The sequence below is a fragment of the Arenibacter sp. F20364 genome (genome assembly GCF_023015905.1).
Classification (GTDB): Bacteria; Bacteroidota; Bacteroidia; order Flavobacteriales; family Flavobacteriaceae; genus Arenibacter.
On the sequence record NZ_JALKBD010000002.1, the window covers coordinates 195,711 to 216,027 of the forward strand.

17 protein-coding genes, 1 pseudogene and 1 riboswitch are annotated in these 20,317 nt (G+C 38.5%); of the genes and pseudogenes, 12 read left to right on the top strand and 6 right to left on the bottom strand.

The annotated features are described in order from the left end of the window. The first annotated feature begins 422 nt into the window (after positions 1–422). The 3 genes from MWU84_RS02265 (at position 423) to rpmA (ending at position 1,800) form a co-directional block, all read left to right on the top strand. A complete protein-coding gene (locus MWU84_RS02265) occupies positions 423–878 on the top strand; it encodes a DUF4199 domain-containing protein (protein ID WP_246897745.1) in 456 nt (151 codons plus the stop codon). 100 nt (positions 879–978) lie between these two features. Continuing rightward, positions 979–1,515, top strand: a complete 537-nt coding sequence (gene rplU, locus MWU84_RS02270) for a 50S ribosomal protein L21 (RefSeq protein ID WP_246897747.1) — start codon at positions 979–981, stop codon at positions 1,513–1,515. A 24-nt stretch (positions 1,516–1,539) separates the two neighbouring features. After that, the gene (gene rpmA / locus MWU84_RS02275; RefSeq protein WP_031445623.1) at positions 1,540–1,800 is read left to right on the top strand and encodes a 50S ribosomal protein L27; all 261 of its coding nucleotides are present in this window, start codon (positions 1,540–1,542) and stop codon (positions 1,798–1,800) included. 81 nt (positions 1,801–1,881) lie between these two features. Here the strand turns inward: rpmA and MWU84_RS02280 are convergent, their stop codons facing one another. Then, the gene (locus MWU84_RS02280; protein WP_246897749.1) at positions 1,882–2,985 is read right to left on the bottom strand and encodes an SDR family oxidoreductase; all 1,104 of its coding nucleotides are present in this window, start codon (positions 2,983–2,985) and stop codon (positions 1,882–1,884) included. A 110-nt stretch (positions 2,986–3,095) separates the two neighbouring features. Continuing rightward, positions 3,096–4,412 carry an adenosylhomocysteinase gene (ahcY, locus tag MWU84_RS02285; RefSeq protein WP_246897751.1) on the bottom strand — a complete coding sequence of 439 codons (1,317 nt, stop codon included), beginning with the start codon at positions 4,410–4,412 and terminating at the stop codon, positions 3,096–3,098. 192 nt (positions 4,413–4,604) lie between these two features. On the opposite strand from ahcY, the gene MWU84_RS02290 reads away from it, so the two are divergent. The 8 genes and pseudogenes from MWU84_RS02290 to MWU84_RS02325 all read left to right on the top strand — a co-directional run bounded on the left by MWU84_RS02290 (position 4,605) and on the right by MWU84_RS02325 (position 11,674). Continuing rightward, positions 4,605–5,237, top strand: coding sequence for a 4'-phosphopantetheinyl transferase family protein (locus tag MWU84_RS02290; protein ID WP_246897754.1), 633 nt, complete (start codon positions 4,605–4,607; stop codon positions 5,235–5,237). A 302-nt stretch (positions 5,238–5,539) separates the two neighbouring features. After that, positions 5,540–6,178, top strand: a pseudogene (gene pnuC / locus MWU84_RS02295) (nicotinamide riboside transporter PnuC). Further along, positions 6,133–6,696 carry an ATP-binding protein gene (locus tag MWU84_RS02300; RefSeq protein ID WP_246897756.1) on the top strand — a complete coding sequence of 188 codons (564 nt, stop codon included), beginning with the start codon at positions 6,133–6,135 and terminating at the stop codon, positions 6,694–6,696. The pseudogene pnuC and the gene MWU84_RS02300 overlap by 46 nt, the downstream one beginning before the upstream one ends. Next, positions 6,696–8,234, top strand: coding sequence for a DUF4301 family protein (locus MWU84_RS02305; protein WP_246897758.1), 1,539 nt, complete (start codon positions 6,696–6,698; stop codon positions 8,232–8,234). The genes MWU84_RS02300 and MWU84_RS02305 overlap by 1 nt, the downstream gene beginning before the upstream one ends. 278 nt (positions 8,235–8,512) lie before the next feature. Then, a complete protein-coding gene (locus MWU84_RS02310; RefSeq protein ID WP_246897760.1) occupies positions 8,513–8,824 on the top strand; it encodes a hypothetical protein in 312 nt (103 codons plus the stop codon). Positions 8,825–9,183: 359 nt separating this feature from the next. Continuing rightward, on the top strand, positions 9,184–9,486 hold the full coding sequence (locus tag MWU84_RS02315; protein WP_246897762.1) for a hypothetical protein: 303 nt from the start codon (positions 9,184–9,186) through the stop codon (positions 9,484–9,486). A gap of 377 nt (positions 9,487–9,863) precedes the next feature. Continuing rightward, positions 9,864–10,166 (top strand): hypothetical protein, encoded by a 303-nt coding sequence (locus tag MWU84_RS02320; RefSeq protein ID WP_246897765.1) that lies wholly within the window; start codon positions 9,864–9,866, stop codon positions 10,164–10,166. Positions 10,167–10,315: 149 nt separating this feature from the next. Then, positions 10,316–11,674 (top strand): sigma-54 dependent transcriptional regulator, encoded by a 1,359-nt coding sequence (locus tag MWU84_RS02325; RefSeq protein WP_246897767.1) that lies wholly within the window; start codon positions 10,316–10,318, stop codon positions 11,672–11,674. On the opposite strand, the gene MWU84_RS02330 is transcribed toward MWU84_RS02325, so the two are convergent. Continuing rightward, positions 11,649–14,120: an ATP-binding protein gene (locus MWU84_RS02330; protein WP_246897769.1), complete on the bottom strand. Its 2,472-nt coding sequence runs from the start codon at positions 14,118–14,120 to the stop codon at positions 11,649–11,651. The genes MWU84_RS02325 and MWU84_RS02330 overlap by 26 nt on opposite strands. 124 nt (positions 14,121–14,244) lie before the next feature. After that, positions 14,245–14,339, top strand: a riboswitch (TPP riboswitch). A 107-nt stretch (positions 14,340–14,446) separates the two neighbouring features. Between MWU84_RS02330 and MWU84_RS02335 the strand changes: the two genes are divergently transcribed. Beyond that, positions 14,447–16,618 (top strand): TonB-dependent receptor, encoded by a 2,172-nt coding sequence (locus MWU84_RS02335; RefSeq protein WP_246897771.1) that lies wholly within the window; start codon positions 14,447–14,449, stop codon positions 16,616–16,618. 128 nt (positions 16,619–16,746) lie between these two features. Here the strand turns inward: MWU84_RS02335 and MWU84_RS02340 are convergent, their stop codons facing one another. The 3 genes from MWU84_RS02340 to MWU84_RS02350 form a co-directional block, all read right to left on the bottom strand. Further along, entirely contained in the window at positions 16,747–18,123 is a 1,377-nt protein-coding gene (locus MWU84_RS02340; RefSeq protein WP_246897773.1) for a Gfo/Idh/MocA family oxidoreductase, read from the bottom strand. 56 nt (positions 18,124–18,179) lie between these two features. Further along, positions 18,180–19,181 (bottom strand): PmoA family protein, encoded by a 1,002-nt coding sequence (locus MWU84_RS02345; RefSeq protein WP_246897775.1) that lies wholly within the window; start codon positions 19,179–19,181, stop codon positions 18,180–18,182. A 148-nt stretch (positions 19,182–19,329) separates the two neighbouring features. Continuing rightward, positions 19,330–19,926: a DUF1080 domain-containing protein gene (locus MWU84_RS02350; RefSeq protein WP_246897777.1), complete on the bottom strand. Its 597-nt coding sequence runs from the start codon at positions 19,924–19,926 to the stop codon at positions 19,330–19,332. Between the last annotated feature and the right edge of the window lie 391 nt (positions 19,927–20,317).

Below are 20,317 nucleotides of genomic sequence, written 5' to 3' on the forward strand. Positions count from 1 at the left end.
CGGGTAAATTTTACTGCTATCAAAGTGGCCAAAGAGGCCTTTTAAGTTAATTTTTGAGTTAGGACGACTGTTTTTATAAGTTCAATACCCTCCTTTTAAAAAGAAAGCAAAGATACTGAATTGGTAGTGTTATAAGCGGGTTTTCGATTCTATTTTAACAAAAATACACGGGATTAAATTGTGCTTTGATTTATTTCTTTAATAATTGAACCTAAAAATTGGTTTAGGTCACAAAAATGATAATTCTTTAAGGGTCTTGTTAAAAAGTAGAACGCTGTATTCTTAAGGAATACAGGGAAATTCGCCTGGACGCCAATAGTTTGGGAAGATAAAACCACCTTTGAAATCAATTCCATGTTAATTTGCGTGTATAAATCATTAAAATTCTGTAAATTAATTGCATAACCTAAAAATTCTATATAATGAAACAATTTGCGCTCCCTATTAGGTTTGGTATAGCTGTTAGTGGTTCATTAATTGCCTATTTTTTATTATTGTCACTTTTTAATCTGCATACCAATATATTTTACAGTCTATTTAATGGTGTAATCACGGGCTTTGGAATATATGAGGCCATAAAATACTTTAGGGTTAAGGAAGGGCCTGCCTTTAATTATGGCAAAGGTTTTACTGCAGGAATTATCACCGGCTTTGTAGGTACGCTGATTTTTACAATATTTTTTGCCTTTTATTCTACGGAGATCAATCTCGGATTTTTGGATGAACTTTCCAAGGTGTGGTTCAAGGATTACAACACCTCAGAGGGCATTGTCTTCTTTACTGTGGCCATTATGGGCTTTGCTACTTCACTGGTATTGACCCTTTCATTTATGCAATTGTTTAAGTCTTCGAACAACCTCAAAAGAAAATCGGCTTAAAAATCTAAAAAATCACTTGTGGATTAAGGATTTAGGAGTATATTTGCACCCGCCTAAGTAAATATTAGGCTTGTTCTTAAATTTATAAATAACACAAGCTATGTACGCAATTGTAGAGATAGCAGGGCAGCAATTTAAAGTTGCGAAAGACCAAAAAGTGTATGTGCACCGTTTACAAGACGAAGAAGGTAGCAAAGTAACCTTTGATAACGTTCTTTTGTTGGAAGATGGTAGTAACATTACAATTGGCGCCCCAGCTATAGACGGAGCCGCTGTTGAGGCTAAAGTCATTAAGCACCTAAAAGGTGATAAGGTAATTGTCTTTAAAAAGAAAAGACGTAAAGGTTACAAAAAGAAAAACGGTCACCGTCAATATTTGACAGAACTGGTAATAGAAGGTATAGTTGCCTCTGGTGCCAAAAAAGCTGAGAAAAAGACGGAACCAAAAAAAGAAGCTAAGCCCGCCGCTAAAAAAACAGAGGTAAAAGCTGATGCACCAAAGAAAGTGGAAGCTAAAGCAACTACTGAGGATTTGAGTAAGAATACGGTTGCTGAGCTAAGGGAATTGGCAAAAGCTAAAGGAGTTGAAGGTTATTCTTCAATGAAAAAAGCAGAATTAATTGCCGCTTTAAGTTAATAACAAGAATTAAAACAATATATCATGGCACATAAGAAAGGTGTAGGTAGTTCTAAAAACGGTAGGGAATCAGAATCAAAACGTTTGGGCGTTAAGATTTATGGTGGACAAGCTGCCATTGCTGGGAACATCATTGTAAGACAACGTGGTACTAAGCATAACCCAGGTGAAAATGTTTATGCTGGAAAAGATCATACTTTGCATGCAAGGGTAGATGGTCTTGTAAAATTCCAAAAGAAAGCAGGAGGTAAATCCTATGTTTCTATTGAGCCTTTTGAGGCTTAATACTTTACAGCTTTTAAATATTAAAAAACTCTTTCCATGGTCGGAAAGAGTTTTTTGTTTTTACTGAATACTATATTTGTTTTACCATTTTTGATTTCTGAAATTTTTCGCTTTGGCAAAGGCAACGGTTTCAGATAAATAGTCTACTAGGTTGTAGCTAGGTATGGGCAAGATACTCTCCAATAGGCTTGTGTCCCATTCATTGGGTTTAGAGGTCATATACGGGTGTAGATGTAGGCCGATGGTTTCATAGTAAAACTCTTCCAATTTTGAGGAAAACCCTGTTGAGGTGTTAATTTTATCTTCGGTAAAACTATAATTGGAGAACCCAACGACTTTTAAAATTTTGGCTATGCCATTTTTCATGTTCGTTTCCTTGGAATTAACAATGTTTAATTGTTGAATCTCCGTAGTTATCACCATGGCAATAACCCGAGCGGCATAATCGGTGGGTATAATATTTAATCCTGTTTCCGCGTTGGTCGTTATTCGTATGGCCTCCTTGGAATTACTATTATGAAAGAATTTCGCAAAAAGGTAAAAAACCATGTATTTTGAAATGAAGTAATTTGGGCTCTCATTAATATTTCCTCCGAGAACGCTGGGCCGTAAAATTTGAATAGGAATATTGCTCTCCCTACCGGCCTTAAAGAGAAATTTCTCGGAAGCGTGTTTCGAGGCCTCGTAATGGTTGCGATAGTTGCCGTTCTTTATGTTGCTATAGTCATTATCCAGGAGCCCGCCGATATTTCCCGCGGCGAATGCCGTGCTTATATAAACGAATTTATCAATGTGCTTGCAATATGTATTGAAAATATCTTTGGTGAACTGTAGATTTTGAACGAATATTTCCTCCTTGGCGGCAGGGTCTGTGGATAAGTTGACAAAACCGGCTGAGTGAATAAAGTAGTCCAATTTATGGTTTCCTAGGAAAGAAGTTGGATTAAATAATTCTTCCGCATCTACTGTGCTTATTTTCTTTAAGATTTCAGGAAGGTTCTTTTTTACAAAATCCGAGGCAAATTCACTTGATACTACATTTATTATACGTTGTACAGGGCTAACAGAAGTTTTACTACGAACAGGGAGAAAAATGGTTTCAATATTTTGGAAGTGAAGTTCCAAAAGTGAAAATAATACTCTAGAACCTAAGGTTCCAGTAGCTCCGGTTAAGAGTATGTTCATTAAGTTGGTTTGGGAATTAAAAAGTCAAAATCCTTATCTGTTTGATTATGATAAGGATTTTGGCTTTAAGTAAAAAAGTTTTCTTGAATCTTTCCGAACAAGAATAGCAGCTAGTACCTGTAATAATCGGGTTTAAATGGACCATTAACAGTTACGCCTATATATTCGGCCTGTTCTGGTCTTAGGGTTTCCAATTCCACTCCCAATCGGGATAGGTGCAAAGCGGCTACCTTTTCGTCCAAATGTTTTGGAAGCATATAGACCTCGTTATTGTATTTGTCACCGTGGTTCCAAAGTTCCATTTGTGCTAAGGTTTGATTGGTAAACGAGTTGCTCATTACAAAACTTGGATGGCCGGTAGCACATCCTAGATTTACCAATCTACCTTCGGCCAAAAGAATAATATCCTTACCTTCAAGGGTGTATTTATCTACCTGTGGTTTTATTTCGTCCTTGGTATGGCCGTAATTCTTGTTCAACCATGCCATGTCTATTTCATTGTCAAAATGGCCAATATTACATACGATGACCTTGTCTTTCATCGCCTTAAAATGCTGTGACTGAATAATATCCTTATTACCTGTAGTGGTTATTACGATATCTGCATTTCCAACAACAGTATCCATTCTTTTCACCTCAAATCCGTCCATTGCTGCCTGAAGCGCACATATTGGGTCAATTTCCGTAACGGTAACAATAGAACCGGCCCCTTTAAAAGATGCAGCTGTACCTTTACCTACATCTCCATAACCGGCAACTACTACTCTTTTACCGGCAAGCATTGTATCTGTGGCCCTTCGAATGGCATCTACAGCACTTTCCCTACATCCGTATTTGTTGTCGAATTTGGATTTGGTAACAGAATCGTTAACATTGATGGCAGGCATTGGCAAGGTTCCTTTTTTTACTCTTTCATAAAGCCTATGGACACCTGTAGTGGTCTCTTCGGAAAGGCCTTTGATATTCGAAGCCAATTCGGGGTATTTGTCCAATACCATATTGGTAAGGTCGCCACCGTCATCCAAGATCATGTTCAATGGCTGGCGATCCTCGCCGAAAAATAGAGTCTGCTCTATAGCCCAGTTAAATTCCTCTTCGTTCATTCCCTTCCATGCGTATACGGGTATTCCGGCAGCCGCAATAGCTGCAGCGGCCTGGTCCTGGGTTGAGAAAATATTACAGGAACTCCAAGTGACATCTGCTCCTAGGGCTACCAAAGTTTCAATAAGCACGGCAGTCTGTATAGTCATATGCAAACACCCGGCAATACGGGCGCCTTTGAGAGGCTGATCGTTTCCATATTCCTCCCGCAAGGACATTAAGCCCGGCATTTCGGCTTCCGCAAGTTCAATTTCTTTTCTCCCCCATTTGGCCAAGCCAATATCTTTTACTTTATAAGGGACGTAAGGAATGGTTTTAGTACTCATATATTTTTTTGTTATAATTAATTGGTCATATTCTTATGCAAAATAAAATTAGGAGTAATTGATCAGAAAATAATATAATTGAAGAATATCTTCGATTAGTCTATTTCTTCTCCTTTTTTATTTTTATTTTAGTAATAGTACAATTAACTTAATTTTTGCATTTGCAAAGGTAGTAATAACTTAAATAATCCAATGCCTCTTTACAAAACAATAACAGTTGATGACAAGGCTAAAGTCTTGATTTGGAAAGTTGAAGAAACGGAATCCCAGCTTTCAGAAGGGGTTGTGCTTACTCCACATTGCCAAGAACGCATGATGGGGATGAAATCGGAACTGCACAGAAGGGGTTTTTTGAGTATAAGGCATTTAATGGCGGTAGAGGGCTATGTAGATCATGATCTATTCTACGATGATGCAGGCAAACCACATTTGAAGGATGGCAAGTTTATCTCCATTACCCATTCCCACGAATTTACAGGCATTATTATTTCGGATTCCACAGAGGTTGGAATCGATATTGAAATGCAGCGTGATAAGATTCTAAGGATTGCCAATAAGTATACTCCTTTAGAGGAATATAAAACTGTGGCAAATTCAGATGCTCTAATTAGAAAACTGACTATTGTTTGGGGCGCCAAGGAATCCTTGTTCAAGATATATGCCCAACACGGACTAAGTTTTTTGCACCATATAAATATTACGGATTTTTCTTTGTCCGACTCCGAGACCACGGGGACCATTCTTTATAAGGGAAAATCTTCCCATTACAATATTATATTTTTGGAGTTTGAAGGATATACCTGTGTGTATGCCATCAAAAATTAGTGGTATACACCAAGGTTAACACGGCAATATTCAAATAGCAAATATCATAGTTCCTTTTTCTAGGTTAAGTTAAATGGCTTAATCGGAAATCAATGGCCTAGCCAAGGCACTTAGAAGTATTTTTCTTAAAAACATCCTAAAACTTAAATGTGAAAAGTTATTTTTGAGGTATGTTGAACGTCAATACGTCTCAAAATCACCCAAGATAAACAGCTGCTGACAAAGGAGATAAAATTGTCTTTTGAGTTGATTGGAAAGAGTTTGGTTGACCCTGAGAATAATTAGATTTGACCTGAGTAACTATGAGCCCCATTTTCGATTGGATTTTTGCCCAATATCAAGATACGCCAACCTATTTAATAGTTTTGGAAATGGTAGGGGTGCTTTTTGGATTTTTAAGTGTTTGGTATTCCATGCGAGAGAACATTTTGGTATTCCCAACAGGAATTCTTAGTACCGGAGTGTTCGTATATATACTTTTTGTTTTTGGGTTATTGGGAGATATGCTGATCAATGCGTACTATTTTGCAATGAGTATCTACGGATGGTATATATGGACTAGAAAGGTAGATGAGACACATTTTATTCCAATAACAAAAACAACTGCCAAGGAAAGAAAATGGATAGTTGTTTTATTTGGGTCTACGGTTTTATTTGTTGTTTTGGTATATGTGGTATTTAATTAGTTGGACAGTTGGACAGCTTATGTAGATGCCCTAACAACGGCCGTATTCTTTGTGGGAATGTGGCTGATGGCAAAGAAAAAACTTGAAAATTGGGTATATTGGATAATCGGTGATGTAATATCGGTTCCACTATATTTGTATAAAGGACTTATATTTACATCTCTTCAATATTTATTGTTCACCATTATTGCCATTTTCGGATACCTTGCATGGAAGAAAAGTTTAAACAAGAGCCCTCAAGTATTATTAAAGTAGTTTTATTTGGTCCGGAATCTACGGGAAAAACTACCTTGTCCCAAGATTTGGCCAGACATTACAATACTGTTTGGGTACCCGAATATGCACGTGATTACCTCCAGGATAAATGGGACAATGAAAAGAAAACCTGTGAGCCCAAAGATTTATTGCCCATAGCTGAAGGGCAGATTAAATTGGAGAATTCCTTGACCAAAAAGGCTAATGAAGTTTTAATATGCGATACCGATCTTTTGGAGACCAAAGTTTATTCCGAAGCCTACTATTTGGGATATTGTGATCCTGTTCTGGAAACTTACGCACTACAGAATAGTTACGATATTTATTTTCTAACCTATATAGACATTCCGTGGGAAAAAGACGATCTAAGGGATAAACCGGAGGACCGTGAACGAATGTTTCTTTATTTCAAGGATACTTTGGAAAAATATAACAGGAATTTTATTATCTTAAAGGGTGATAAAAAAACAAGGCTTACAACGGCCCAGAACTACATTAACCAACTATTAAAAAAATAATGGAATTAACGGAAGCAGACAAAAAACAATTAGAAAAAAAAGGTATTTCCAAAGAAAAAGTTCTTGGTCAAATAGAGACATTTAAAGAGGGTATTCCCTTTGTGAGATTAGAAAAGGCGGCAGTGGTATCCGACGGAATTTCAAAATTTTCCAAGACCGAGGAACAAAAGTTGATTAAAAAATTTGAGGATGCAAAAAAGAAGACTTCACTGCTAAAATTTGTGCCGGCTTCCGGTGCTGCATCCCGAATGTTCAAGGCCATGTTCAATTTTTTGGATACCTACGACCCCAAAGCCGAAAAATTCGAGGTCTATTTGGATAGGACCAAGGATAAGGATGTTAAGGCTTTCTTTGATGGGTACAAAAATTTTGCCTTTTACGACCATATTCAAAAACGAATAGCTGGTAAAACGAGCTCCAAGGATGAGGAAAAGTACCTTTTTGTCAAGGAGATGTTATTGCCTGAAGGCTTGGATTTCGGATTTTACCCAAAGGGCCTTTTGCCTTTTCATGATTATGGCAAGCACGGTGCTACCCCTTTCGAGGAGCATCTGAAGGAGGCAGTTGCCTACGCTGAGGTAAATAACGAGGCAAATCTACATTTTACTATTTCGGAACAGCATGGTGAAATGTTCAATAAAGAATTTAAGACTGCTGGGGAGCGTGTGGCAAAAGATACCACAACCTCGTTTAAAGTAAACTATTCATTTCAAAAACCTTCTACGGATACTATCGCAGTAACTTTGGATAACAAGCCGTTTAGAAATTCGGATGGTTCCTTGTTGTTCAGGCCTGCTGGACACGGATCTTTGATTGAGAACCTCAACGAACAGGATGCGGACATTATTTTTATAAAGAATATAGATAATGTGGTAGTTCCAAGATTTTCCGACGAGGTGGCCCAGAGTAAAAAGACATTGGCCGGACTGTTGTTGGAATTACAAAGTAAGGCTTTTGAATACGCCAAGCTATTGGACGGGGACAATTTAACTTCCGAATTATTGGAAACCGTAAAATCGTTTTTGGAAAAGGATTTAAATGTCCGGTTTTCAGATAAATTCAGTGGTTTTAGTATTGGTCAGCAAATAGAAATTTTAAAAGATAAGATCAATCGTCCCATTCGTATTTGCGGGATGGTCAAGAATGAGGGTGAACCGGGAGGCGGTCCATTTTGGATTAGGGATGCCAACGATCATATCTCACTTCAAATTATTGAGTCGGCACAGATAGATATGGATAATCCCGCACAGGTTGACATCTTGAAGAACTCTACCCATTTTAACCCAGTAGATTTGGTCTGTGGGGTTAAGAATTATAAGGGCGAAAAATTTGATTTACTCAATTTTGTGGATACCAAGCAAGGTTTTATTACCCAAAAGACTAAAGAAGGCAAGGATCTGAAAGCCTTGGAATTGCCCGGTCTCTGGAACGGTGCCATGGCCTTTTGGAATACCATTTTTGTGGAGGTTCCCTTGGTGACCTTTAACCCGGTAAAAACGGTCAACGACCTTTTGAAACCGGCCCATCAGGTAAAATAGTTTTGTGTTAAACATTTTGGATTATTTGCCCTGACCTTGTTTGGGTGAAACTCTTCTTCAAACCAACATATTAGGTATTGTATCCAAAAAGTGTATAACTTTTATACACTTTTTTGGGTGCTATACATATTTACACATACCCTAGGGATGATAAAAATAAGTTAAGTAATTGATTGTCAATTATTTGTAAGTTATTTTATTTAAATTTTTCTGTTGGCATAATTTTACGTCTATGTTCTGTAAGAAAAAATTAGTATTCACACAAAAATATTAGAGATATGAAAAATGATATGAAAAGTTTCGTTTTCGCAACAGCGTTGGCAATGGGAAGTTTAAGTCCAGTTTTGGCATCACCTCCAATTTTTCACGATGGAATTATGGAGATTATTATTGCTCAGGAGTTTACAGAAATAGACCTTGATCAATTGCCCGACACCATCACAAAAGCTTTGGAGAAAGATCACGCAGGTGCGGTAGTAAATAAAGCCTATGTAAATGAGGAGGCTGAATATAAGTTGGAGGTTACTTTTTCTGACGGCACCAATTCCGAATTATACGCTGATGCCGAAGGCAACTGGATTGAGATGTAATACATTATCAAGGTGAGTTATATTAGTAATTTGAATTAGCAGGGCTACCGTTTTGGTGGCCCTTATGCGTTTCTATAGGGAAGTAGCACTCAACTATTATTAATGTCTTAGTAGTATAGTGTTAGCCGTTGCCACATTTAGTCCTGTTCATGGGATATCAAGTTGTCATTGTTCCCCCCCTATCAGAGGTCATGGTGTGTAATTTTAACACAATTGAATTCCTTAATACCCATTATTACACAGTTTTTGTGCAATAGCAAATCTTCTTTAAGTTATTGAAAGTCAAGTTAATGAAGTTTTTTATTGGTTTCGGTATTGTTTTTCCATAGTTAATGGTAATAATTATTAAAAATGGAACTATGAGAACATTATTTTTTGGAATTGCACTATCGTTAACAAGTTTAACCGCCTGTGCACAGGAGAACAAATCAGTAAAGGGGGCGGTTACGGAAATTAGCATGGCCCAAGGTAAATTCTCCGAAATAGGTGCTGCAGAATTGCCCGAAGCAGTGACCAAGGCAATAGACACCTATTATTCTTCTGCGGTTATCAATAAGGCTTATGTTAACAATTTTCAACAATTCAGGTTGGATATAATTTTGAAAGAAGGCAATAGCGGTACTATATATGTCGATAAGGATGGGGATTGGATAGAAAGATAGGATGTGTTTATTATGATATCATTGGTACGCCCAATGATAATGGGATCGTTTGAACGATCCCATTTTTTGTTTTTGGTGTTTTACAAGGTGAAGTATGGCGGTTACTTGATAGCATTATCATTTGATTGGCGACATTACACAATTAGTTATTAGGTAATAAAGAATCTGTTTCTGGCATACAAAAAGGATACATAAGAAATAGTGTTTAGTTTTTACCCATTAAAAAAGTTTAATACCCAAAAATACACAGTCCAATTTTTTACACACAACTCATAACATTCACATATATAGTATGTTATGTGTATTTTAAGTGTTCGTTTAATTTTGGTACCATATTTTCAATAGCTATAGCAAGTTTAACCATTAAAATGAAAATCATGAAAAAATTATTTTTTGTTGCAGTATTATCATTTGGAAGTCTAACAGCATTTGCCCAAGCAGGGGAAGAGTTAGCGGAGGCAACTACGCAAATTGCTGTTGCACAGGACGACTTCACGGAAATAGAGAGCAGTGATTTACCAGAAGCGGTTACAACAGCTGTTTCTACTGACTATCCTTCAGGTACCGTCAGCAAGGCTTATGTTAATAAGCAGGAGCAATATAAGTTGGAAGTAACATTGGAGGACGGTACTACAGGTACTTTGTATGCCGATAAAGATGGAAATTGGATTGAACTATAAGAAAACTTGAATAATTTGTTTGTATCAAGTTGGTTTGGTAAGAGGGGGATGTTTTATGCAATCCCCCTCTTTTTTTTATGAAAATTTTTAAAGGCAAATAACTTTCTTATGGTATTTTTACTATTCATAGTAAATAGCAATAAAAAGGTATGCCCAAACTCCTCATCATTGAAGATGACTCCGCTTTTTGTCAAATGCTTCAAAAGTTTTTGATTAGAAACGGATACGATGTCGACGTTAGTTTTACGGCCCGGGATGCCAAGACTAAATTCACGACAACCACTTATAATCTGGTATTGACAGATTTACGTCTTCCCAATTATGATGGGCTGCAACTGCTATCCGATATCAAGGCGGTAAATCCAAAGACACAGGTTATTGTGATGACGGGTTATGCTGAAGTAGGTTCGGCCGTAGAGGCGATGAAAAAAGGTGCCTACGACTATATTTCCAAACCATTTACGCCCGAGGAAATTTTAATGCAGATTAAAAGCGCCTTAAACCAAGAGACCAAGAGGGAATTGGATAGTAAGCCAAAGCATAGCCATAAGAGTGAAAATTCAGTAGTTGATCCCCAGGACGATAGGGTTGTTATTGGAATAAGTGGGGCTTCCAAAAAATTGCACGAGTACATTAAGCTTGTTGCTCCTACAGACATGTCCGTTTTAATTACAGGGGAAAGTGGGACAGGAAAGGAGGTGACTGCAAGGGCGATACACGATAACAGTAAGCGCAAGGAACACAGTTTTGTGGCTGTTGATTGCGGTGCCATACCCAAAGAAATTGCCACGAGTGAATTTTTTGGTCATATCAAAGGAAGTTTTACTGGAGCAGTGGAGGATAAGATTGGCCATTTTGAAGCCGCAAATGGGGGTACACTGTTTTTGGATGAAATAGGAAACCTTAGCTATGAAAACCAAATACAATTGTTAAGGGCACTTCAGGAAAGAAAGATTAAAAGAGTAGGTAGTACCAAGGAGATAGAGGTAGATGTGCGTATAGTTACGGCAACCAACGAAGACTTGACTGAAGCCGTTGAAAAAGGTAATTTCCGGGAAGATCTATTTCATAGGATCAACGAATTTTCTGTTGAAATCCCGTCTTTGGAGGATCGCTTTGAAGACCTGCCACTTTTCGCTGATTTCTTTTTACGAAAGGCCAACCGATCCTTAGGAAAAAAAGTAGAAGGTTTTTCAGAAGATGTGGAGGATATATTTAAGCAATATCATTGGCCAGGAAATCTACGGGAATTACAGAATGTGATAAAAAGGGCAGTTCTGTTGACCAGCGGGGATATGGTGGAGAAAGGGGCACTGCCCAAAGAAGTATACAGGAGCAAGGAAAGTAGCGTTAAAGTCGATCACTTTTCCAAGGCCGATTATGAGAAGGAACAAATAGTAAATGCTTTAAAACAATCAAATTTCAATAAATCCAAAGCGGCCAAACTACTTCAGATTACAAGAAAAACGCTTTATAATAAAATTAATCACTATAATTTGGACTTGTAGCCAGATACGATTTAATGGCCAAGATCAAAACGGTGGACTTATTATGTAGGTTCCTGTAGGTTTGATTCAAGACCTTAGGTTCCATTTGATCAATTTTCAAAATCTCCATTTGTTCTAAAATTGGAACTATTTCCGTACTATTCAATTGCCGGAACATAGGGAGCATTCGGTGCGAAACAACATTCACCGTCTTAATGTCCATATCATCTACTGCTACTTTCAATTTTTCCATGTTTGTTTTGGTGTCTGTAATAAAGGTCTCTAAAACTTCGGCTATGCTCTCCTCATCATTTCCTAAAAAAGAGGATATAACCCCTAAGTGGAACAAGATGGAACCGGAGGCGATATTAGGTTTAGCTTTATTTTTAGTGTTTTTACGAACTGCGTGGGGGAACAAGTTGGTCAATACTTCCAAGAACATATCTTTGGTAAAGGGTTTTTGAAGGATATCTGAAAAACCTGCTTCGATATACTGCTGTCTTTTTAAATCCTTTCGCCCGGTCATGGCTACTACGGGTTGCCCGGCATAATGTGAGTAGGTGCCGTTTTGTAGTTTGCCCAATACTTCAAAACCCGTCATATTGGGCATTTGTATATCGGTCAAAACCATGTCGTACTCAAGTGTCCTAGTTTTTAAAACGTGATCAAAATTATTGTAGGTGTGGGCAGAGAGTCCCAAATGTTGACAGACTTCCTTCAGTAGTTTTAGCATAGCAGGGTCATCGTCAATGACTAGAAGGGACAAGTTCACTTCAGGGCCTATTTCAATTTTGTTTGGGGAAATCAAAGGTTTTTTTGATATCTCGAGAGGAAGTTCAACCGAAAATGTACTTCCCCTATTTTCTTCGCTCTTCAGACTAATTTGTCCACCCAACAGTTCGGTAAGTTTTTTGGAAATGGTTAGGCCAAGACCATAGCCGCCGTATTTCTTATCGGTATGGTCCTCCGCTTGGGTAAACTCCTTAAATATATGCTCTTGTTTTTCTTTTTTAATACCAATGCCGGAATCTGTGACCTGAATTAAGGTTTGGTAGTTGCCATTGACCTCGCTTACCACCTTGGCTTCAACTTTTATGAAACCTTCATTGGTAAATTTATAGGCATTGCCAATTAGGTTGGTCAATATTTGTCTTACCCTAAATGGGTCCCCTAAAACGGGATTATTCAGTTGCGCGTCTATTGTTACAATTAGTTCTATAGGTTTTTTAGAATGTATTTCCTTGAGGTTTTCGGAAGTTTCACGGATAAGATCTGAGAGTATAAATGCCTTCTGGTCTATTTTAATTTTTCCTGCCTCCAATTTGGAAAAATCCAAAAGATCGTTTACCAGGCTATCGACATATTTGGAGGCGGATTTTACATTTTTTAAATAAGAAACCTGCTTCCCGGACAGCCCGGTACTTTCCATGAGTTCTGAATATCCGGTTATTGTATTCAAGGGGGTGCGCAGGTCATGGCTTACCGTGGAGATCAATTGTTCCCGACTTCTTAAAAGGGATTCTGAAAATTTCTTTTCCTTTTCCAATTGCTGCCTGTACAATTGTACCTTCCAGTAATCTTTGGTAATCAAAAAAGTGAAGAGTCCTACAATGGCTAAACCGAGTAGGCTGGCAAAACCGGCAACACGAAGACTTTTTTTAAGTGCGGTTTGTTTTTTTAGGTTGTCATTGTACGATTTTGTGATCACTTCCTGTTCAAAGGCAGAAATAATACTGCGCAACTGCTGTGAAATTTCCAGATCGGCCCTGCTCAATTGTAATTCTTTTTGGGCCACCGAACGTAAGGTTTTGGTATTGCTTTGTTTGGCCTCGGCCAAAAGCGATTTGGATGCCGTTAACACCGAATCTACCTGCTGCGATACAGGAATGCTACTGCTATCTTTTGGGACATTCTCACTAAGGTATTCTGCCCACTTTTTTATGGTATTCTGTGTTTCGGGCGGGAGGTCCTTATAATTGGGATTAAGGCTTTCCGGGGTTATTTTGCCCAGGGATTCCTCTATTTTACTAAATTCCTTAAGGGCATTGTCTATGGAATTGTTGGCTTCGTTTTTTCTTTTTAATCGGAGGAGTTCATTGCTGTTGAATACCTTTTTCTTAAGAAGCCCCTGCACGCTGTCCAACATTTCTTTATGGTATTCATTCACCGTAAGTAGTTTAAGAGAGTCTATGGTAATAAAAATTGAATCTATCTTTTGGGCGTAGGCCGTAAAACTTTTTGGAGTCTTTTTTTGTAGTGCCAGTTTGGAAAGACTTTCGGCCTCATAAAGTTCTGTAAGTAGGGAGCCTGTTTTTAGTAATTTGGCATCGTTTTCCGTAGCGGTGTCGGTAGATACAAAGACCTTTATTTCTGCAAATATAAAATAAGCCACCACAAGGGTTAATACCCCGAGCATTAGGTAACTGAACATTATTTTAAAGGTAAATTTGTTCTTCGTCTTGTTCATTAATGGCTCGGTTTTAGCGGCTTATATTCTAAATTACGTATTTCAGGTCCCAATGGCCTATAAATAAAAGTTAATTATTTATCGCCTTTTATTATGAAAATAGAATGTTCGGATGTAAATTTGCGCCCGTCTCAAAGGGGTGCTTGTTAGGTCAGGCTGAGATTATACCCAAGGAACCTGGGCAGGTAATGCTGCCAAGGGATGCGAAAATCGCGTTTTGGAATTTCCAACGTTTTATTTTCGATACAATTTTGTAATCGGAAAAAACAAAAATCAATTTTTAACCAGAATAATAGCCCCTTTTATTCGTAACAAATGTATTACGAATGAAAACTATGTTCACAACGGTCGCTGTTCTTGCGACTGCATTTACGGCCTATGGCCAAGAGAAACCCAAAGATTCTTTGGAAGGAAAAGAAATTGCCTTGGATGAGGTATTGGTATCCGCTGTTAGGGTTACCAAGCAATCTCCGGTAACCTTTTCCAATTTGACCAAAGAACAGATCAAACCCAGAAATTTAGGACAGGATATTCCTATTCTAATGAATTTTTTACCAGGCGTGGTTACTACTTCCGATGCCGGGGCAGGTGTAGGCTACACAGGTATACGGGTTCGTGGTAGTGATGGTACACGGGTAAATGTTACCATAAATGGGATTCCCTACAACGATGCGGAGTCACATGGATCCTTTTGGGTAAACATGCCCGATTTTGCCTCTTCCACAGAAAGTTTGCAATTACAGCGTGGGGTAGGAACATCAACAAACGGATCAGGAGCCTTTGGTGCCAGTTTAAATTTGTTGACCGATGCCGTTTCCGACGAGGCCTTTGGTCAGATTTCGTCTTCCATAGGCAGCTTTGGAACACTCCGGAACAATTTGAAGTTTAGCACCGGTCTTTTGAACGATCATGTTGAAATTGCGGGACGTTTGTCCAGAATAACCTCCGACGGTTATATTGATAGGGCTTCTTCCGAATTGGATTCCTACTTTTTGCAAGGGTCCTATGTTGATGACAATACTTTGGTAAAGGCATTGTTGTTCGGAGGACATGAAATTACATATCAGGCTTGGAATGGGATAGATGCAGAAACATTGGAGTCTGATAGAACATTTAATTCCGCGGGAATCTATACCGATGAAAATGGAAATACCCAGTTTTATGACCACGAAGAGGATAATTATAGGCAAAATCATTTTCAATTGCATTGGAATGAACAAATTGCAGATAATTGGAATACCAATCTGGCATTTCATTTTACCAAGGGAAGAGGTTTTTTTGAACAGTATAAGGAAAATGATGACTTTAGTACCTATGGAATTGAGCCTATAATGGTTGATGGGGAAGAAGTGGATAAGACCGATCTAATAAGAAGACGTTGGCTGGACAATGATTTTTACGGCACCACTTTTTCTGCCAATTATGACAAAGAGAGATTGAATTTAATTCTTGGGGGAGGTTGGAACAAATATGAAGGAAGCCATTTTGGGGAAATTATTTGGGCCCGTTTTTCCAACAATAAGGATTATGAAGACAGATATTATGATGACAGTTCCACCAAAACAGATCTAAATCTTTTTGCCAAGGCGAATTATAAATTTAGCAACCAATGGAGTGCTTACGGGGATTTACAGTATAGGACCATAGGCTATACGGCCAATGGCGAAGATACAGGAATCGTAGATGACACCTTTAATTTTTTCAACCCTAAGGTTGGGATTACCTACGATCTTAACATGAACAATAATTTTTACCTCTCTTATGCCAGGGCCAATCGTGAACCCAACCGAAATGATTACGAAAATGGTAGTCCCAAGCCTGAAAAGCTGAACGATTATGAGTTGGGATGGCGCTATATTTCCCCAAATGTGCAATTGAATACCAATGTATACTATATGGGATATAAGGATCAATTGGTGCTTACCGGCGAGTTAAACGATGTAGGAGGTCCTTTGCGTGCCAATGTTGGGGATAGTTACCGCTTAGGTTTGGAAGTGGATGCCACCATAGCTTTGGGGAATCAATTTAAAATACGTCCCAATATAGCATTGAGCAGAAACAGAAACAGGGATTTTGTGTTTCAACGGGATGGTGAACTGGAAAAACTTGGTGAAACCCATATTTCCTTTTCGCCAGATATTATAGTAGGAAACGTTTTGAGCTATCAGCCTAAAGAAAATGTGCAACTTAGTTTGTTGACCAAATTTGTGGGAGAACAGTATATGGGTAATATAGATTCTGAAGGTTCTAAATTGGATTCGTATTCACAAACCGATTTTAACGTTCAGTACGAAATCAATACCAATGGTTTTATTAGGAGCATAGTGCTATCTGGGTTGGTCAATAATATTTTTGACTCCTTGTATGTGTCCAACGGATATTTTTATACGTTTGATGACGATTATTCAGTGCCCGATACCATTACGACCTATGAAGGAGCCGGTTATTACCCACAGGCAGGGATTAATTTTCTCTTAGGGGCAACCTTTAGTTTTTAAGTACATACTCTACTCTTTTGTTCCAGAACTAAAAATACCCCTATGATGGTCCGTTAGGCCAACATAGGGGTATTTTACATTTTACTCCAAAGAATAGTATCTATTTCTAATATAGTAAGTTGTGTTTATTAAACATTTTCCGGCACTATATACGGGTATCTGTACTTTCTGGTAAGCAAAAGATCAGCTTCTTCATTGTTTATAAATTTCTCGAACTCCCCATTAAATTTTAAGGTTTCCCCCACCCTCAGGGCAATATTTGCTATCAATGGCAGCACCGTGGACATATGTCCTGTCTCTATATCGCAGTTTAAATCATGATGATTTCCTGAGCGTACCCCGTCTATAAAATTGCCATAATGTCCCTTGCTATCGGGGGCGGTCAAAAAGGAGGTGTCACCACCAACGGCAGCACTTCCGGCCATTTCAGAACCTGCAAAAGGTTCGGTCTCCTTGCCTTTGTATGCTTTCCAGGTAGAGCCGTTTACTTCCATCCACCCTTCCGTTCCGTAAAACATATTACCAATTTTCACTCCTAAATTGGCCTCATGATTGGTGTATCTGCCCCTAGTTTCAAATTCCAATATTTTTCCATCCCCATACTCAAATACCGAAGTTTGGGTGTTAGGTGTTTCCTGCGAACATTCCTGTGGTGTAAATCCAAAAATACCTCCCATGGACTGAACCTTTACCGGATGTATTTTTTTATTCAGGCCCCATCGGGCAATATCAAATTGGTGTGGTCCTTGGTTGCCTGTGTCACCATTGCCGGTATCCCAGTGCCAGTGCCAATTATAGTGTCCCTTTTTTTCATTATAAGGCCTATAGGTGGCGGGACCCAGCCAAAGATCGTAGTTCAAGGTTGATGGTGATACACTATCTGGGGAAATTCCAAAGGAATCCCTGGGTTTAAAACATGTGCCTCGGGATAAGAATACTTCTCCAATGCCACCACGATGTAAGAAATCCATGGCCTGCATAATATTGCTTATAGATCTATTTTGGAATCCTACCTGGACTACCCGATTGTATTTTCGGGCGGCCTCTACCATTTTTCTTCCTTCCCATACATTATGGGAACTAGGTTTTTCAACATATACATGTTTTCCGGCCTGACAGGCCCAGATAGTGGCCAGTGCATGCCAATGATTTGGAACTGCCACGACTACGGCGTCTATTTCCTTGTCCTCAAAAACACGGCGCATATCCTCCTCGGTACCTGGTTTGTTCCCTTTTTGGTTTTTGGTAGCCGTTTTTACATTGTCGCCCAAAACGGCCGAATCCACATCGCACACGGTTTTAATCCTTACTCCATCATCGTACATCTCGGAAAAATTTTCCAGCAAATTACTTCCACGGCCTCTTACACCTATCGATCCCAAGACCACACGGTCATTGGCACCTAGGATGTTCCCGTAAGATTTTGCGGAAAAGGCAGATGCGCCAACGACAACGCCAGTACTGGCAAGGGTAGTTTTTTTAATAAAGTCTCTTCTGTTGTCCATAATTGTATTTTATTAATAGTATAGATGATTATTTAATTGAAAAGCAGGACAGAAGTTTAATGCTCTGAAAAGTTGTTAAATTCCGAATCAAGCTCGGCCTTTTCCAAATTCTTGCTGGCAACTATAATTCGGTGCTTAAAGGTTACATCCTCACCTTGATTTAGGCTTAGATTTAAAGACTCCTTCCCTTCGCTAAAGACTTCCTGCCCTAGGGGATTGGCGGCAAAAAGGCCATAGCCGCGGGTGTGCCAATAGGTAGGATAGCCGGCATTGGAAGTGTGGTCCAAGATAGCCAAGGAGATTTTTTCATCTCCTATAGTTGATCTTAGATTTACCCAATTAGATCTTTTTCCCCAACAGTCGTTGCCTTCAATATTTTCGCTATTGATGTAATTTCCGTTTACACCTTCGTTGTTTAAGACTGGAACCCCGGTGGGTATTCCATTGGAATCGGTAAAAATATCGGGCTTGTCAGTGGGGTGCTCCAATTCGCGCGTTACCCTTATGCCCAGTACACCTTCCTTATTGTCCTTAAAAATTACTTTTTCGTTGGGAGCAGTAAGATTGGTAATGCGATCTATTGAATATTCATCATGATTCCCCCTAAATATAAAAGTGGTATTTTCTTTTAGCAACACCTTTCCCATGTTGGATACCCAATCCATGGCCACTTGTAGACTTGCTTCCTCATTGCCGTCTTTCATGCCCAGTATTTCCTTGTGAAGAATAGTACCGTAACTTCCTCTCTTGTCTACTTTAATGGAATCTGAATTGTTCCAAAAATCCAATCCGTTAACATCACCGTAATTAAACCAAACTCCAACGTGATGAGGATGGTCCACCCTTTCTCCCACCGACGGTTCCAGGGGATACTTTCTGGTAATCTTGGTCCCCTTAGGGGTGATTAAAGGATATAGTACTGGTTTTTTAATGTTGGTAGGATATATATAGGAGGTAAATAGATTGCCATCAATAAAAACATCTACTTTTCTTTCTTGGTCGTTTCTGACCAGTTTTATTCTTTTTTCTGCCTCGGGTTGATTGTTGCTTTCTGCCATTTTATTAGACTTGGCCTGCTTGCAGGATACCATAAATAAAAGGGTTAAAACACTGCATAAACCCAATTTAAGCAGTAATGAAGGTGTATTCATTTTTTGTTGATCGATATTTAATTAGATTAATTTGTTTCATGGGATGATAGTTCCACTACATTTTCCCAATTTTGATATTTCGGAAGCTGGCAGTCATTTCTGTGTTTGGATGTAGTTGCAATCCTATGGGCCCTGTTTTAACATAATCGTCAGAGGTATAGCTCATTACGTGTTTGTTGTTGAGCCAAACTTCATAATAACCGGCAATGGCTATCACTTTTATAGTATTCCAGTCGTTGGGCTTTAGAATTTCCTTGACATTTTGTGCCTCTACCGGATATTTTTTTCCCACGATATAAGGCGAGCCTGTCATGTCTCTTTTTAAGGAACCCGACATTCCCATTTGAATTTGTTGAGACTCGTTCCTGATGAAGATACCCGTGTCTACCGTGCCCTCATCATATCTAAAGTCGGTTTCTATTACAAAATCGGTATATTCTTTTTCCGTCCATAATATGGAGCCCTTCTTTTCAGGACCACTTTTGGCCTGTAATATTCCGTTGTCCACGGACCACCAAATATTGTTTTCAGGAACAATCCACCCCTTCAAATTTTTTCCGTTGAAAGCACTTTTAAGTACTGGGTCTTGTGCAAATAAGTTAAATGCAATAAAATGTACTATCAGAAATGTAAAAAGAATTTTTGCTTTCATTTATTTAAGGTTTTAAGGGTGATACTACAAATTGGAATGTGATCAATGATTATCAAAATCAATGTTTAAAATATTGAGCAGTACATCAAATTATTGTTAATATCGCGCAGTTATATTATAAAATTATTTAAAAACAATGTGATTTTCCAATTTTATCTACTAAAATTTAAGGAAAACCCAAGGATAGGTAAAATACCATTAAGTAGGGTTAAGAATTGTGGGGTCGGGTATGGCAGGTCAGGAAATAATGCCCTTTGATGTCTTGCATTCCAGATATTGAAGCTATTGCTCTTAAAGCTTCTTTTGGAAGATTGTTATTTGGGATTTCTTTTATATGATCGATGAATTCTCGACATATTTGTGGAAAATCGCCGATTTTCGTCCCTTTTAT